Genomic DNA, 17,000 nt, shown 5'->3' with positions numbered 1-17,000 from the left:
GTGAGGAAGTTACTTACAATCTTCCTTACCGTAGATTCACTTTTTTTAATTGTACAAACTGCGGAACTCCTCCTCAAGCATGGACATCAGAATCATGTTATGAAACTCTCCGTCTACATAAAGAGCATCCCGCTCCACACCATCGCGTTGAAAACCAAGCTTCTCATAGACATGAACGGCTCTGGGGTTAAAAGTATATACGCCGAGATGGATGCGGTGCAGCTTCAAAGTTTCAAAGCCATATCGTAGCATTTGAGTCATAGCTTCAGTACCGTAACCCTTACCCCGATGTTCATGTCCACAAATGCCGATTCGGATATTTGCACTACGATTGTCCGGATCTATTTCATTTAGTACCACTTCTCCAATGAGCTCACCCGTGTCCTTTACTATAATCATAAGATCTACACGATCCTCGGCTGGAACACTAATCTTACGAATCCAAGCTGCTGTTTGCTCACGGGAGAAATCTCCTTGTGATCCTGTTAATTGCCCCATCTCAACATCAAGCAAAAAATTATAATAAGCCTCCAGATCGGATACTTGTACACCTCGTAGTTGAATCTGTTCGCCTTCAATCCTTGGCATGACAACTGGTTCTGTCATAGCTAAACTCCCCCTTACTCAAGCAAATCACAACATAGTTCTAGTCTCGCGGCTTATCCACAGAATCACGATGAACAATGTCCGCTGCGATAAGAATTTTCTCAAGCGGCGCAGAAGGATTATGAATACGGCTCAGAAGTTTCTCCACTGCGGCTCGGCCCATCGCTTCTTTAGGAACATGAACAGTTGTAAGCGCTGGAACTCCTCTTAAGGCATCCTCAATATTATCAAAGCCTGTAACTGAGATATCCTCCGGAATATTAAACCCTTCTTCCTTAAGAATGTCACTGACCGAAAGGGCTGTGGAGTCGTTAGCGCAGACCAAGGCTGTCGGGAGTGTTTTGGCTTTTTTACGCTTATTCACCCAGCTTTTAAAATCCTCCTGAAATAAATCTTCCTCCACCCCTTCCAGAAAAAGATTCGCATCATCTTCCAAAGGCAGTCTTATTCCGCTCTCCTCCAGCGCACTCCGGAAGCCAATCCACCGGTCGCGGAAACTGCGTGAGAATCCAATATTGCCGATAAAATGCATTTGGGTATGGCCTGTTCCCATCAAATGATTCGTAAGTCGAGCCATGGAATCCACATTATTCGCAAACACGGTATCACTTGGAATTAGCGGATCTTCATGGTCAATCAACACCATCGGCAGACCAATACGATGCACCTCAAGCAGTAAGGAAGTAGAGATTTGTCCCACACCTACTAAGCCAAGGATTCCATTTGGATTCAAAATATTGACGAAATTATCCGCACGATTCTCAGAGATAATGACCATCCCAAGCCCTTCCTGATCCAGCGCAATAGCAATACCATCCACAATTTTCCCCCAATACAAGGAATCCTGCGTCTGAGAACGAATATTCGGCATTAACACCAGCACGGATTGCTTATTCCGATCACCGCCACCTACCGGAGGGGTGCGTTTTATGCCTTGGACAAAAGCATTTTTTTGCGTAAAATAACCCAGCTGCGATGCCGCTTGAATCACTCGTTCTCTTGTCGTCTCATTAACGCCGCCTTTACCCGAAAGTGACTTGGAAACAACGAATTTGGATACGCCGAGATGATCAGCGATTTTTTGCATAGTGACCTTTTTAGCCATATATAACCCTCCAGAGAATGTCATCAAATTTATGTAGTACTAACTTTAAGGCTGAGAAGTTTCTGATGTTCCTGCCCGCGCTTCCTTCCATTTTGCATTCAATTCGTCAAAAGCCTTTTGTAAATCAGGCGCAGCCAGTAACTCCTGAATGTAATCCCCGGACCAAAAGGACAGCTTGGCTCTATTCGCCAGATCGATGAACGCATCACTTTGTACGGTAGCATCAAGTAGCTTAGGCTTATAAGATAAAAACTCACGGTACTGCGACATAGAGGAATTCAAGCTTCCATCAGCCGGAAGGAATCCCCAGTCATCCCGATAGGAAGTCTCCTTTACAAAAAAATTCAACCACGCCATAGCAAGCTCTTTGTTCTTGGTGTATTTACTAACCCCCATGAACCAATCTGGATTGATCGGTGCATAATGAGTGCTGCCATTATCATAAGGAAACGGGAAGAATCCTATATCATCCGGGTCAGCCCCCACATCAAGGACTTGTCCAATCGTCCAATTCCCCAGTAAATACATTCCTGCTTGACCTTTAGCTAGCCTAGTCTTTGATATCTCCCAATTGTTCGAGAATAGTTCATCTTCTACGTAGCCTTTACCAATTAAGGTTCGAGCAATGGAAATTGATTTCCCCCACTCATTATCAAGCTGCCATGGGCTATCCTCATTTACCATATTATTTAGATACTCTGGATTGCCTGTCATATAGTTAACCAGACTGTTCCCCCATTCACGTAAAGGCCAGACGGCCCCATAATTCATATATAGGGGGATAATACCCGCTTGTTTTAATTTCGCACAAGCTTCGTAGAATTCATCCAGTGTCTTCGGAACAGTAGTTATCCCTGCTTTTTCGAATGCCCTTTTATTATAGACAATCCCAACCGTAGTAGTCCCAGTGGACAGCCCATAACGTTTCCCGTTATACGTAGCAAAAGAAGTGAAACGCTCACTAGCAGCGGTTTCTTCATCCAGCGGTTCGAAAAAATAATCCAGCTCCTTTGCCGGAAGATTCACCGGAAGCAGCAGTACATCACCGGCATCTTTCGTGGACAGCCGTACCAGAATATCCGTTGCATAATTGGACAAACCTTCAAATTCCACATTGGCTTCGGGGTATCTCTGTTTAAACTGGTCCGCGTATCCTTGAAAAGTTCCGTTCTCAATCAGATCTATTCGATTGGTCATCATGACTATGGTGCCGGACAAGTCAGACATCACCTCGTCTCCAACTGGAGGCGGAGTGGATTGCGCCTGCTTATTGTTATTGGCACAGCTACTACTCAATAACACCAAGAGAAGTAACAGTATGGTTCGCATAGTCCATTCTAATTTCAACCCCTTCAACGGACAGCCCCCTCTTATTTCGTTACTCAGGTAAGCCAATCATTTCCGGCTCCAGTAATGGCAGCGACAAAATAACATCGGTCCCTCGTCCAAGCTCACTATATACCTGGATCCCAAATGCCGCTCCATAATGAAGACGCACTCGCTGCTGTACATTTTTCATGCCTATGCCCCCGTTAATGCTTTTCTTAGGAGGACTTTCGTTCTGCAGCCCATCATTCAATTTCTCCAAAGTCTTCTCATCCATTCCGATACCGTCGTCTTTGATATGAAACAACAACATTTGCTCTGTAATCTCACAGTGGATGCTTAAATGCATTTGCGGCTTATTATCATCTAAGCCATGATAAGCAGCATTCTCAATGATGGGCTGGAAGACCAGCTTGATAATAGAGTAATTATCTAACGCCTTCGGCACATCAATATCCAGCAAAAACCGGTTAGGATAACGATAGTTAAGCAGCTCAACATAATTACGCACATATCCAAGCTCTTGCTTCAATGTCGTATTACCGCTCAGATCACTTGTACTATACCGTAGCAGTTTGCCCAGAATAGAGATCATATCCGCAGCTTCGACATCATCATTCAGCTCAGCGGTCATTCGGATGGACTCCAGTGTGTTATAGATAAAATGAGGATTGATTTGACTCTGCAGCGCATGAAGCTCCGCTTCCTTTTTCTGTTCTTCTATGCGGTAGATATCCTGAATTAACTGCCTGATTCGGGCTAACATACGGTTGAATTGATGCCCCAGCAGACCAATTTCATCACGCCGCTTAACTCTGAACATCACATCCAGATCGCCGCCCTGAACTTTTTTCATCAATTGAATCATCTGAGTCAGAGACTTAGTAAGGGCAACGGAAAGAATAATCGAAATAATTAACGCCAGTACAATGATACTTAATGTAGCAGCAAGTGTTGTATTACGGGTCACCTTCACATCACGCATCAGTACATCAACAGGTATAGAGATAATTACCTTCCAATTGGTTTTGGCAGAACCAGAGTATATATTTAAGCGCTCTTTTCCGTTGACTGTATCATAGAAGCTTCCAGAAATTCCCCCAACTCTTTTGAACAAGTCTGAATCAGAAATATCTGTGGCCAGCAGCTTCTTGTCGCTGTCGTAGATGACCATTCCTTTCTCATCCACAATCAACGACTTCCCATGGGTGACTTTATCCAGCTCCGTAACTTGATTCTCCAAATTGCTAATATTCGCTTCAACCGCAATCAGCCCGATTGGATTTAACAAGCCATCCACGATTTTGCGAACAACGGTAAAAGCATATCGGGTGCTCTGCAGATTACTTGTATACGCCTGAGTACCGAACAATAATGCTTCTCCGCTGGAATCCTTAGTCTGCTGGCTCCAGTATTTATAGCTTTGCTCGAGATCGAGCCGTACGCCACCATCCTTCGCAGAATAATAACCATTTCCGTAAGCGTCAAAAATATAAACCGAGTTCGCGCCTCGCTTAATATTGTTAATAAACGAAATGTTGCCCTCTATCCCCCGTTGAATGGACAACAGTAGATCAAAATCACCGGGTGATAAAGTAGCACTCCCAGTTGCGCCTCCCATAATCTTTTTCTGCTCATGGTAGCGGTTTGAACGTATTAAATTAAGTTTGATATCATTCACATAGGCGGGCATAGATGAAATACGCTTCATATCTTCGATATAATCGTCTACTCCATCCATCATTTGATCGATTAATTTCTCAGAATAAGCAATAGTGTTCCCCTGAATAGATTCTGAGTAGCTCTTGAAGGTAAATACACTGATGAAGGATAGCGGGAGGGTAATGATAATTAAAAAGACGAGGAGCAGCTTGCGTTCCATGCTCATGTCCCCGATAACGGACCACCAGCCAGAGATGCGTCTACCTTTCATTTGGTCCTTCTCCTTAATACTTTTTACCTAACTTGTTATTAAATTATAACAAATACCTAACAAAGTTATTATACGGTGTAGTTCTTCATTACACAACAACAAACCGCCTCTTCATGTTGAAGAAGCGGTTTTGTTAGGTAAACAATTTAGAGATTAGTGATGAATCCACTCATTTTATAGTGAATAATGACAGTTTGTCCTTCAATTGACCTGAAGCACTTTCCAGCTTGCCAGATAATGAAACGAGTTGATCACTTACATTTTGCTGTTCATTACTGAGGGAAGCTACTTCTTCGGAAGTTGCTGAAGACTGTTCTGCTACGGCGCTAACATTCCCCATAGCCTCTGACAACACACCTTGTGAATGATTCAGACTGCTAATCGCTGTTGTTACCGATTCTAAGCTTGTTATGAATTCATCCATCTGTCCTTTTACGGACAAGAAGATATCACTTGTACTCTTCACAGAGCTTACTTGTTCTTTAAACAGTGGTGCTACTTCGGATAATACAGCTTCCGTTTCGTTCATTTCCGCCATGATCTTATCCGTAATTCCAGCAACAAGGGCAATAGATTGCTTCGATTGGTCAGCAAGCTGCCGCACTTCACCCGCAACTACCATAAAGCCCTTACCAGCTTCTCCTGCACGAGCGGCTTCTATTGTCGCATTTAATGATAAAATATTCGTCTGCTGCGTGATACTCTTCATCACATCCAACACCTTAATTACGGAGAATACGGTCTCCTTCAGGTGGTTGACACGTTCGACAAGCGCACTTGTTTTTTCTCCAGTGCGGCTAGTCTGATCCAGCAGGTCCGTTAATTGCTTAGCACCTTGAGCACTAGCTTCACCAACCCCACGTGCTGCTTCATCCATCTCAGTGTTGGCATAAATCACAGTCTGCATTTGCGTAGCTATCACATCTGTAAGCTCATTACCACGTTCAGCTTCGAGCGCCAGGCTGCCTGCCCCACCGGCAATTTCTTCCGTAGCGGCTGCAATTTCCTTCGCAGAAATAGCTGTCTTACGTGAGGCTTCACCAAGCTCACCAGCGGTCTCCAGCACATCCCGAGCGGTTTCTGTCGTTTGCGATACAAGCTCAGTAATACGCTCCATCATCACGTTAAAGGAAGCTGACAGCTGGCCAATTTCATCCTTAGATACATATTCTGTACGTACACTAAGATCACCACCTGCACCTTGTACCATAAGATCCTTCAAGCGAGCTAGAGGACGAGCAATCATACGCACCATCCAAATCCCGATTACTATGGCTAGAAGAGCCGCGCCAGCAGCCGCAATAAAAGTAGTCAACAGAATCGGACGTGCTTCTTTCACTAGCTCATCTGTTGGGACTACCCCTGCCAACTTCCAATCCGCCCGGATCATTGGATTAAAGACAGCAAGGATTTCTTCCCCGTTTGTATCTTTTTCATCCAAACTCTTGTTATCTTTTTTACTTGCCTGAATAAAAGCAAACTCTGAAGGTTTACCATCGTCTTTTGAATCCGAAGAAGCTACTACGGTTCCATCAGGAGTGACAAGTTGAATTCGAGAGCCATCTCCCAGCTGGACACTTGCGAATGATTCCTCCAGCAATGTATTCTTCAACACAAGGATGACTATGTATCCTGTACCTGAGCCCAGGGTTTTGAGAGATCTTGCCATAGCAATATTTTTGTCTCCATCACCTTGAACAGCTGTAGAGAACCATATGTTCTTGGCCGCATCACCATCACCTTTAGAATAGTAGGATTCATAAGATGCAGTGTTGTCGACAATCTTCTTATACCATTCTTGTTCTCTAATGTTATCTAACTTAATGCCGCCACTGCCACTTGTAACAATGTCTTGATCAGGTGACTCCGGGATCAAAGAAACACTAAGAATATTAGAATCCGTTGTAATCTGACTGGACAACTTTTTACTTACTGCGCTTGTAGCTTCAAATTTCTCATAGGAAGATTGTGCAGTCACTAAAGACTTCAAATCTTCTTGCATCTGCGCATCAAAATAAAGCTGTAAAGCCAAGTTCTCGTACTGCTTCAAAGTAATATCTAACTTCTCTGAGGTCTGAATAATAGTCTGACGGTAGGCTTCCGATACGTTGTTCTTAATTGTCTTCTTGGCTTTTGAATAAGATAGCAGTCCAAGTGCCATTACCACAATTACAATTGCACACAAAAATATCAGGAATATCTTCACGCCAACAGATTCCATAGGATTAACTCTTTTGATCTGTCCCCGTAAATCTATTCCATTCTTCAAATTAAACTTAGGTGTCTTGCCTGCCCCTTCAATCTTGCTTGTTTCCTTGTTTCCTGTAATCGCCGATTTCTTATTCTTTTTATTCATGCTAAACCTTCTCTCATTATGCTTTTCACTAATACTATCTTGATCAGGATCCCCCATCTTGATCACCTACCCGCTAATATTAGAATACGCATGAAAGCGTTAACCAATATATATATCGGCGTATTAGGTCTTTTTCCTTAGCTTTACGAGACTTTTTTTACAACTTTTAACCTATGTATGTTTAATCATAATAAATAGCTTGTTGGACCTCCTCCCTTGGATATATTTGTTAATCCCTAATATATATAACTTATTGTTCGCTTTGTCAAAAAGAAAAACAGGGAGGCTCTGGGATGACCAAAAGCTTCCCTGTTTTTTATTAAAACTTCTTCTTACGCATCATATCAAAGTATGCAACTGGTTGATCTACCTTCATGCGAATAGGTTGCAGTGGATGACGGGCGGCATCAAGCGAATTGCCTTTCTCATCCCATATTTCGCCAACCGTTTGCTTGAAGAACGTATCGTTAGGTCCAAAGAATTCTACTTCCTGACCTGGCTTAAAGTGATTGCGCTGTTGAACTAGTGCCGTACCACTTTCAGCATCGTATTCAATTACAAGTCCGGCAAAATCATACGGAGCTGCTTTTTCTTCAGGCTCATAGATATGATCTTCATGATCCGGAGTATCATAGAAGAATCCTGTGTTTAGCGGACGGTTAGCCGCTTTGTTAAGCTCATCCAGCCATTCCTGCTTCAATTCATACCCTTCCGGATCTGCCATATAAGCATCAATGGCTTTACGATATGCATTTACGACAGTAGCCACATAGTGGATTGACTTCATTCGCCCTTCGATCTTGAAGCTGTCGATGCCCACTTCAATCAGTTCAGGTATACTTTCCAGCATACACAGATCCTTAGAGCCCATGGAGAAGGGATTATCTCCTTGCTGATGCAATGGAATCTGAGTTACACCTGGAAGCAGAGGAGCTGGAGATTTCGCTTCAGCCTGCTCTTCCTCAGACACCCAAGTCCCTTCCGGACGTGCATCCTCAAACAAATCATATTTCCAGCGGCAAGACTGGCAACAGCCCCCGCGATTGGAATCACGGTCGGTGAAATGGTTGGACAATACACAACGACCCGAATATGAGGAGCACATGGCACCATGGATGAAGCTTTCGATTTCAATGTCGACATGTTTTTTAATCTCAGCAATCTCTTCCAGGCTTGTCTCACGGCCCAAAACAACACGTGGAAGCCCCTCTTCTTTCCAGAAGGACACCGCTTGCCAGTTCAACGTAGACTGCTGTGTACTTAAATGTACTTCAAGTCCAGGCACTAACCGGCGTGCTGTATCTACAATGATTGGATCAGCTACGATAATGGCAGCAATGCCAGCTTCATATAAGTTACGCAGGTATTCTTCAATTCCCGCGACATCTTCATTGTGAGCATATATGTTTGTTGCAACAAATACCTTAGCGCCATATTTCTTGGCGAATTCAACACCTTCGCGCATTTCCTCGAAGCTGAAATTATCTGCGCCGGAACGCAAGCCGTATTGCTGTCCTCCAATATAAACAGCATCCGCACCATAGTGTACTGCGAACTTCAATTTTTCCAAATTACCAGCCGGAGCAAGGAGCTCCGGTTTGTCCAGACGGTAACGTTTGCCCTTATATTGCGGCTTTGTCATGGTTCCCATTCCTGTTCTCCCCTCCATCGCCCACAAAGCTAAGTCACATGCTATAAATGCTGTCATAATCTTCGTGGGGACCTATAACCTCTTTATTTTTGTCAAACTTAATATACTTGCTCTTTATAGAAAAATCCGAAGCTTAACTCCCGTTCAGGGTCCTGCACCGTTCTGATTACATCCATCCATTCCTCATCGAAGGCATAACCTTCCGGATCAGCCGCATAAAGATCTATAGCTTTACGATAAGTCTTCACAACCGTCACATTATACGCTATCGATTTCAAGAGTCCCTCAATCTTAAGGCTGTGTATACCTGCTGCCATCAGAATATGCAGATCCTCCAAAATACAAATATCATCCGAGCTCATAATATGAGTGCCGTTCTCGTCTTCATAAATCGGGAATTTCTGGTCATCTCGTTCTTCCTCAATCAGAAATAGTCCGCGTTCCTTCCCGAGACTTCCTCCATCACTAGGACGGCCTTGATGTGACATATAGCTTTCAACAAGCTTCCGCTTGGAATGGTATATATTAGTCATTCCATGAACCTGCACCTGTGCCTCAATCTCCAAAAGCGGAACCATTTCCGTCATTTCATCCATATTCAGCTCACGGGCCAGCACGACACGAGAAGCCCCCTTGCGTCCCCAATAATTCGCGGTCGCATAGTTGGTGGAAGTCATTTCCGCATTCCAGTGCAGCTTCATTGCTGGCGCTTCTTTCTTCACTGTGGTTAACACAGCTGGATCCCCGAATTCAACACCATCAATGCCAAGCTCACCTAAAGCCTTCACATAGTCAGGAAGCTCATCCAGCAGACGGTTAGACATCAGCCCACCCAAGCTTGCATACACTTTGCAGCCTCGCGAATGCGCCATTTCTACGACAGTCGCTGTATCCTCCAGAGAGAAATGTCCAGCAAGCCGCATCCCGAAACGGTCATCCCCAATGAGCAGCGCATCTGCTCCGGCATCCAGCAGAGCAGCAGCTTCCTCTAAGGACGCTGCCGTCACCAGCAATTCCGGTTTGTTAGTCATGTTGTACCTCCTACTTGTACAGTTATTTCAACCGCACCACTCTTCATTTTAATAGTTTATTTCGATTCTTGCTTGCTTTTTTCGATATTGGCTAAATGTTCCTTGTAGGTCTTAGCAAACAAATGGCCCTGTGTACCATCTTTTTTGGTCACATAGAAATAATATTCAGAAGCTTCTGGTTCGAGTGCCGCCTGAATGGACTCCAGCCCCGGATTACTAATAGGTCCCGGAGGAAGTCCAATATTCTTATACGTATTATATGGATTATCAACTTCTAAATCTTTATACAAAAGTCTTTCCTTCTGCTTATTGAGTAAATATTGAACGGTAGCGTCAATCTCCAGCTTCTGTTCTTTCTTTAGGCGGTTATAAATAACCCCAGCCACAAGCGGACGTTCACTATCCACCACAACTTCCCGCTCTACCAGCGAGGCTACGGTTAACAGTTCATGCAGAGACAATCCACGCGTTTCTAGCTTTTGCTGCCAGTCGGGAATCGTATCCAGCTTCTTCTGGAACTGATCCAAAAGTGCTTCTACAACTTCCTGGGGCGTGCTATCCTTGGCCAGTTCATAGGTTTCGGGAAATAAATATCCTTCAAGACGGTGGCGAAGATTCTTATCCTGCGGGATACCCAGAATATCAATCCCCTTCAAACCTGCACCAGTATCCATAATTTCAAGAAAAGTAGCCGCATCCTGATTCCAAGCTTCAGCGAGCTTCTTAGCGATCTGCTCAGCAGTATATCCTTCGGGGATGGTAAAGACCACAGTTTCTTCCTTAACTACATCACCTGCATTTAATCTCGCAATGAGTTCATCATAGCTGTCACCCGGCTTAGCGATATAAGTACCTGCTTTGAAGCTAGAACCTTCTTTAGTCCATTTCAAATATCCCTTAAAAAAAAGACTCTTACGGATAATGCCATTCTGCTCAAGCAGATCAGCAATCTCCGCACTTCCCATGCCCTTCTCTATCGTAAATGTTACAGCAGGACCTGCAGGCTCTACCGGCTGCATCCCGTTCCAAATGTACCATGCTCCCCCACCTCCTGCTGCTGCCAGCAAAAGAATAATGATTAACACAGTACGGATTGCGGATTTCAAGTCTGGTTCCTCACTTTCCGACTATAAAGTATAAAAGTGTATTGCCTAGAATTCAATATATATTTCCTTAAATTGATGTTTATACAGGATATTGCTCGCATTTCAAGCAAAAAGAGCGCGGAATTCTCCGCCCTCTTCCGTGCCCATCATAAATGTAACGTACATGTTTAAGATTTATTCAGCGCCATCTGCTGGAAAAGTCATCTCATCGTATAGCTCAGAGATGTCTTCCCACTCTTCATCGTCCATAATGCTCTCCAATTCCGGAAGTCCGTCAGAAGAGATAACGATACGCAGGATTTCATACTCCACGTCTTTGCCAGAGCCTTTCAGCACCGCATATCCGCGATCACCGACTTCAAATTCGGCGATAATATCGTAAATGGAAGATTTGCCTTGCTCATCTTCCAGTTCTACAGTTTCTCCGTATGCTTCTTTAAGCCGTGAAGTCCACACCGCTTGATCAGCGGATATCTCAGTCATTCTCCAATCCTCCGTCCAACTCGTCGACCAGTGTGTTGAAAGTCTCTTCGACAATCGCCCATTCCTCATCATTATCGATCATGAACAATTGAAGATCGTCGCCTTCTTCCACATAACGGAACGCGTATACCTCATCGGTTTCCTCGTCCTCGGAGTCTAGCGGAACCACCATCATATACTTAGCGTCCGAGCCATCAACCTCAAACTTCATAATGACCTCGAATTCCTCTTCATTACCTTCCTCATCGGGAATATAGATAATTTCCGGTTCTTCCTCTTGGCCAATCTGTTCGTTTGTCATATCCTCGCACCCCTCACCTTTTACTGTTAGCATCCAAAAAATTTTGCAAAATCAGGGCTGCAGCCATTTTATCCACAATCCCCTTGCGTTTCTTCCGGCTGACGTCCCCTTCAATCAGCACCCGCTCTGCGGATACCGTCGTCAGACGCTCATCCCAAAGGTGTACGGGCATTTCTAACTCTTCCCGTAGCTTATCAGCGAATTCAATACAGATTTCGCCCCGGGGTCCTACTGAGCCGTTCATATTCTTCGGCAGACCAACTACAATCTCTCCAATTTCGTGCTCTGCAACAAGTTCACGAATGCGTTCGAACTCATTACCCGTACCTCGGCGCTCAATCGTTTCAAGAGCTTGTGCCGTCCAGCCAAAAACATCGCTTGTGGCTACACCGATTCTACGGTCGCCGTAATCTAAACCTAACTTTTTCTTCATTTCGGATTGTCCACCCTGTGATTGACGAGATAGAATCTAACCAGCTCTTCAATCAGCTCATCACGTTCTTTTCTCCGGACCAAACTTCTCGCATTGTTATGGCGCGGAATGTAAGCCGGATCTCCGGAAAGAAGATACCCTACGATCTGATTGATCGGATGATACTCTTTCTCCACCAGTGCATCGTATACTGCTAGCAATATTTCCTGGGGAGAAGCTTCCTTTTCGTCGCCCTTCACATTGAATTTGACCGTTTTGTCCATGGAGTCCATTTGTGACACCTTCCTTCTGCAAAATCGCCTTTTGGGACGGCTTCGCAAAGTTGCTACTGTGCAGCTCGCTTGCTTCCTTTATCATAACATATTCATGCCCCAACGAGGAAATCCTGCCCGTTATTAACGCTTTTTTTGGCATTTTCTCTACAAAAATTATGATATTTTTGGCTTTTAAGCTATTGTCAAGCACAATTCTTCATGAATAATCTAACATCCTGCTAATAAAGAGTAGCGGTACTGATATCAAACTCTCAGTACCGCTATGTTTTCTCGTAATACGTTTAGTTAGAGAAATGGTTTCGTAATTTTAACTTAGGCTAAGGAAGCTACCAATTCTTCAGCCTTTGCCAATGCTTCGTTTAGCTTAGAAGCATCTTTACCGCCGGCTTGCGCCATATCTGGACGCCCGCCACCGCCGCCGCCGCAAACCGCTGCGATTTCTTTAACGAGTTTACCAGCGTGGAAACCTTTCTTCACAAGGTCTTGCGGTACAGATACTACAAAGTTCACCTTATCATCCATCGCCGCACCTAATACAAGCACTGCATCCGGAAGCTTGGATTTCAATTCATCCGCTGTAGAACGCAAAGCATCCATATTGCCTGCTTGAACAGCAACAGCCAGGAGCTGCGTACCTGCGCCAACTGTCTTCACACTGCTTGTAAGTTCAGCAGCAAAAGTAGCGCTCAGCTTGGATTGCAGAGATTCATTCTCACGTGAAAGCTCACGCACCTGGTTATGCAGCGCTTCGATCCGTTTCGGAACGTCATTCAGAGAAGACTTGAGAAGGCCTGCTGATTGTTTGAGCAAATCTAGCTGGCTTTCAGTGAACTGGTAAGCGTAACGTCCGGTAACTGCCTCGATGCGGCGCACTCCGGATCCAATGCCACTTTCGCTAAGCAGCTTGAAAATTCCGATTTGCGACGTGTTGGATACATGACAACCACCGCAAAGCTCAAGACTGTAATCGCCCACTTGAACGACACGGACGATATTACCGTATTTTTCACCAAAGAGCGCCATTGCTCCCATTGCTTTAGCTTCATCAATCGGCTTGTTCTCAATCACTACATCTAGACCGCGCCAGATTTGTGCATTTACGCGATGTTCGATATCGCTCAGTTCTTCTGGAGTAATCGCTCCAAAATGGGAGAAGTCAAACCGCAAACGAGCACCTTCCACTAAAGATCCCGCTTGATTAACATGCCCGCCAAGAACTTCTTTAAGCGCTTTGTGCAATAAATGGGTAGCTGTGTGGTTCTTCACGATATCTTCACGCTCTGCACGATCCACTTCCGCGCGAACGGATTCGCCCACTTTCAATTCTCCCGCTTCCACAGTTACCAAATGTACGTGTTGGCCGTGCGGCGCTTTAAAGAGTCCTTTTACCTTAGCCGTAACTGAACTCCCAGTAAGCACACCGGTGTCACTTACTTGTCCGCCGCTCTCAGCATAGAACGGTGTTGCTTCAAGAATAACTTGGCATTCTGCGCCTTCGCCGGCGACATCTACCAATTCATCACCCACAACAATAGCCAGGATTTTCGACTCTGTTACCGAGTCATTATATCCAACAAATTCACTTTTAACCGTCAGGTCTGCTAGTGCGCCTCCCTGAATCTTCATGCTGCCGCCATCATGACGTGCAGCTCTTGCACGGTCACGTTGCTCCTGCATAGCCGCATCAAAACCTTCACGGTCTACAGTTAATCCTTGCTCCGCTGCGAAATCTTCGGTCAAGTCAAATGGGAATCCATAAGTATCATATAACTTAAATGCATCGGCTCCAGCAATATTGCTGAGACCCTCTGCTTTTGCTTTAGCACTGATCTCACCCAAAATAGCCAATCCGTCAGACAATGTTTCGTGGAAACGTTCTTCTTCAGTACGAATAATCTTTGCGATATATTCGCGGTTGTCCACAACGGATGGATAGTAGACACCCATAATTTCGCCAACGGTTTCAGTCAGCTCATACAGGAATGGACGATCCAGACCCAAGGTCTTTCCGTACCGAACAGCACGGCGAAGCAAACGGCGGATAATATAACCGCGTCCTTCATTAGAAGGAAGTACTCCATCCCCTACTGCAAAAGTAACGGTACGCACATGGTCAGCGATTACTTTAAGCGCGATATCCTGCTCAACGTTATCTTTATAAGTTACACCCGCGAGTTGTGCTGTCTTTTGAATAATAGGTTGGAACAAATCAGTGTCGAAGTTGGAATCTACATCCTGTAGAATGGATGCAAAACGCTCCAAACCAGCACCTGTATCAATGTTTTTATTCGGAAGCGGCGTATAGCTGCCATCCTTGTTATGGTTAAATTGTGAGAACACCAAGTTCCATACTTCCAGCCAACGTTCATTTTCTCCGCCTGGATACATTTCCGGATCGCTCATATCACTGCCGTAAGCTTCTCCGCGGTCATAAAAGATTTCCGAGCAAGGACCGCATGGGCCTTCGCCAATATCCCAGAAATTTTCGTCGCCCAGCTTAATGATGCGTTCAGCAGGCAGGCCAACCTTTTCATTCCACAGCTTAAATGCCTCTTCATCCTCTGCGTACACCGTTACGGAAATACGTTCCGGGTCAAAGCCGATCCACTCTTTGCCGGTTAGGAACTCCCAAGCCCATGTGATAGCTTCTTCTTTGAAATAATCACCGATGGAGAAGTTACCCAGCATCTCGAAAAACGTATGGTGACGGCGTGTCTTACCCACATTCTCAATATCATTGGTACGAATACATTTTTGTGAGTTGGTCAGGCGCGGATTTTCTGGAACCTCCCGGCCATCGAAGTACACTTTCAAAGGTGCCATACCCGCATTGATCCACAGAAGCGAAGGATCGTTGTGAGGAACGAGGGACGCGCTTGGTTCAATCTTGTGACCTTTACTTTCAAAAAACTTAAGCCATTTGGAACGAATTTCACTTGCTTTCATAATTTACAGCTCCCGTCTCATCTTTTTACTTCGGCATTTACACCGGAAATTACAAAATACCTAAAAAATAAAAACAAAAAAACGCCCCTGAATAATTCAGGGACGATTAATATCGCGGTACCACCCTGGTTATCGCCTTGACCCCACTCATGGGACAATTGCAGACGATCGCCTTGTCGCGGCTGATAACGGGCGCCCCCGGTGAGCATTGATCTCACACTCCGAAATTAGCTTTCCACCGGCCTGTCTTCAAGGTTCTCACAGCCATTACGAAACGTTTCGTAAAGGAACCTTTTCTCTGACCAAGCCATCCTCCGGTGTACTTCATTTTCATCAACGATTTGTCCGATTTGCATTTTAACATTTCAAGTATAGCCAGTGCCCTTGCTTCTGTCAATCTGGGGATGGGCGAATGTGAAGAATAACACATGATTTTTGTAACAGTAAACTTGGCCTCAAAAAGGATATAGTGAAATCTAAGGTTAATTTGGAATATTTTGTATTCAGGAGGACTGCCGTTGATGCTTCACTCCAAGGAGTTCAATCCATCATCGATTTTTGAAGCAAAGCCTACACACTACCTTTTTATAGCGAACCTGATTTTTATTCATATTATCTTTACTCTTGCGGTTAATCTTATCCTTTTTGAGCATGGATATTTAAGTTTTATCGCCAAAAACACAAACCACTGGATCAATGAAACGTTAGCCGCCAATCTAGTTGGGCTTCTCTTAGAAGTAATTATTTTTTTGATTCTGATAGCTAAAGTTTCGCCCCGGGATTTTGGGTTAAAAATAGAAAAATTACGAGCTGGACTGCTGGGCACCTTTCTGTTTTGGCTCGCTATAAATATAGTAGATTTGTGTATGGTACACTTGAATCACTCAGAGCTAACGCTTAACAATAATATCTTCAGTCATTCAAATTTAGTTTTCGGTGAAATTCTAGGTCAAATCTTCGGAAATGCTTTATTGGAAGAAATCTTATTTCGCGGCTTCCTGCTCGTTCAAATCTATTTATGCTTAAAAAAAATCAACAACAAGACTACACGGATGATCACGGCAATGCTGATTTCACAATCGATCTTTGCTGCCATACATATCCCAAACCGGATTTACTCAGGATTAGTTGGAATGGAGTTTGTTTATGATTTTATCATGCTTCTAATTCTAGGAGTTATATTCGCTCTACTCTATATCTTAACCAAAAATCTATTTTTCGTGATCGGCGTTCACTCATTAATGAATATTCAGATAGTGTTTTGGAATAGCAATTTCACGTATACGGCAACTTTATTATGTGTGTTATTACTGACCTGTCTTTTGCTTTGTATAAAAAGGAAAGAGTTTCGCGCGCAGCAACATCAGGCGGATATGGAGCTCTGATAATTAGAACTTTAATTACTCACAAAAAGAAGTTCCACCCTTTAAGCTGGAGGAACCTCTTTC

At 44.2% G+C, this 17,000-nt stretch carries 14 protein-coding genes; 1 reads left to right on the top strand and 13 read right to left on the bottom strand.

Annotated elements, in window-relative coordinates:
- Positions 1-45 precede the first annotated feature (45 nt).
- The 13 genes from MHH86_RS07810 to alaS form a co-directional block, all read right to left on the bottom strand.
- The gene (locus MHH86_RS07810; RefSeq protein ID WP_036675574.1) at positions 46-606 is read right to left on the bottom strand and encodes a GNAT family protein; all 561 of its coding nucleotides are present in this window, start codon (positions 604-606) and stop codon (positions 46-48) included.
- Between the two features lie 40 nt (positions 607-646).
- On the bottom strand, positions 647-1,711 hold the full coding sequence (locus MHH86_RS07805; protein WP_036675577.1) for a LacI family DNA-binding transcriptional regulator: 1,065 nt from the start codon (positions 1,709-1,711) through the stop codon (positions 647-649).
- 45 nt (positions 1,712-1,756) lie between these two features.
- Positions 1,757-3,067 (bottom strand): ABC transporter substrate-binding protein, encoded by a 1,311-nt coding sequence (locus MHH86_RS07800; RefSeq protein WP_051490861.1) that lies wholly within the window; start codon positions 3,065-3,067, stop codon positions 1,757-1,759.
- Between the two features lie 22 nt (positions 3,068-3,089).
- Positions 3,090-4,970, bottom strand: a complete 1,881-nt coding sequence (locus MHH86_RS07795; RefSeq protein WP_036675579.1) for a sensor histidine kinase — start codon at positions 4,968-4,970, stop codon at positions 3,090-3,092.
- A gap of 169 nt (positions 4,971-5,139) precedes the next feature.
- Positions 5,140-7,326, bottom strand: coding sequence for a methyl-accepting chemotaxis protein (locus MHH86_RS07790; protein ID WP_235219364.1), 2,187 nt, complete (start codon positions 7,324-7,326; stop codon positions 5,140-5,142).
- Positions 7,327-7,645: 319 nt separating this feature from the next.
- On the bottom strand, positions 7,646-8,977 hold the full coding sequence (locus MHH86_RS07785; protein ID WP_036675585.1) for a U32 family peptidase: 1,332 nt from the start codon (positions 8,975-8,977) through the stop codon (positions 7,646-7,648).
- Between the two features lie 98 nt (positions 8,978-9,075).
- On the bottom strand, positions 9,076-10,008 hold the full coding sequence (locus tag MHH86_RS07780) for a peptidase U32 family protein (RefSeq protein WP_036675589.1): 933 nt from the start codon (positions 10,006-10,008) through the stop codon (positions 9,076-9,078).
- A 56-nt stretch (positions 10,009-10,064) separates the two neighbouring features.
- Positions 10,065-11,114, bottom strand: coding sequence for an endolytic transglycosylase MltG (gene mltG / locus MHH86_RS07775; protein WP_235219365.1), 1,050 nt, complete (start codon positions 11,112-11,114; stop codon positions 10,065-10,067).
- A gap of 174 nt (positions 11,115-11,288) precedes the next feature.
- Positions 11,289-11,597: a DUF1292 domain-containing protein gene (locus tag MHH86_RS07770; RefSeq protein WP_036675591.1), complete on the bottom strand. Its 309-nt coding sequence runs from the start codon at positions 11,595-11,597 to the stop codon at positions 11,289-11,291.
- Positions 11,590-11,898, bottom strand: coding sequence for a DUF1292 domain-containing protein (locus tag MHH86_RS07765; RefSeq protein ID WP_036675594.1), 309 nt, complete (start codon positions 11,896-11,898; stop codon positions 11,590-11,592). The genes MHH86_RS07770 and MHH86_RS07765 overlap by 8 nt, the downstream gene beginning before the upstream one ends.
- A gap of 13 nt (positions 11,899-11,911) precedes the next feature.
- Positions 11,912-12,331 carry a Holliday junction resolvase RuvX gene (gene ruvX, locus MHH86_RS07760; RefSeq protein WP_036675598.1) on the bottom strand — a complete coding sequence of 140 codons (420 nt, stop codon included), beginning with the start codon at positions 12,329-12,331 and terminating at the stop codon, positions 11,912-11,914.
- Entirely contained in the window at positions 12,328-12,603 is a 276-nt protein-coding gene (locus MHH86_RS07755; protein WP_036675601.1) for an IreB family regulatory phosphoprotein, read from the bottom strand. Before MHH86_RS07755 ends, ruvX begins: the two co-directional genes overlap by 4 nt.
- 315 nt (positions 12,604-12,918) lie before the next feature.
- Positions 12,919-15,552, bottom strand: coding sequence for an alanine--tRNA ligase (gene alaS, locus MHH86_RS07750; RefSeq protein WP_036675605.1), 2,634 nt, complete (start codon positions 15,550-15,552; stop codon positions 12,919-12,921).
- Positions 15,553-16,073: 521 nt separating this feature from the next.
- On the opposite strand from alaS, the gene MHH86_RS07745 reads away from it, so the two are divergent.
- Complete coding sequence (locus MHH86_RS07745) at positions 16,074-16,937, top strand: type II CAAX endopeptidase family protein (protein ID WP_036675610.1); 864 nt, start codon at positions 16,074-16,076, stop codon at positions 16,935-16,937.
- The last annotated feature ends 63 nt before the right edge of the window (positions 16,938-17,000 follow it).

It is taken from the genome of Paenibacillus sp. FSL F4-0097 (genome assembly GCF_038593125.1).
GTDB classification, from domain to species: Bacteria; Bacillota; Bacilli; order Paenibacillales; family Paenibacillaceae; genus Paenibacillus_AQ; species Paenibacillus_AQ odorifer.
The sequence above is the reverse complement of the archived record's forward strand: the minus strand, read 5'-3'. Positions and strand labels throughout refer to the sequence as shown.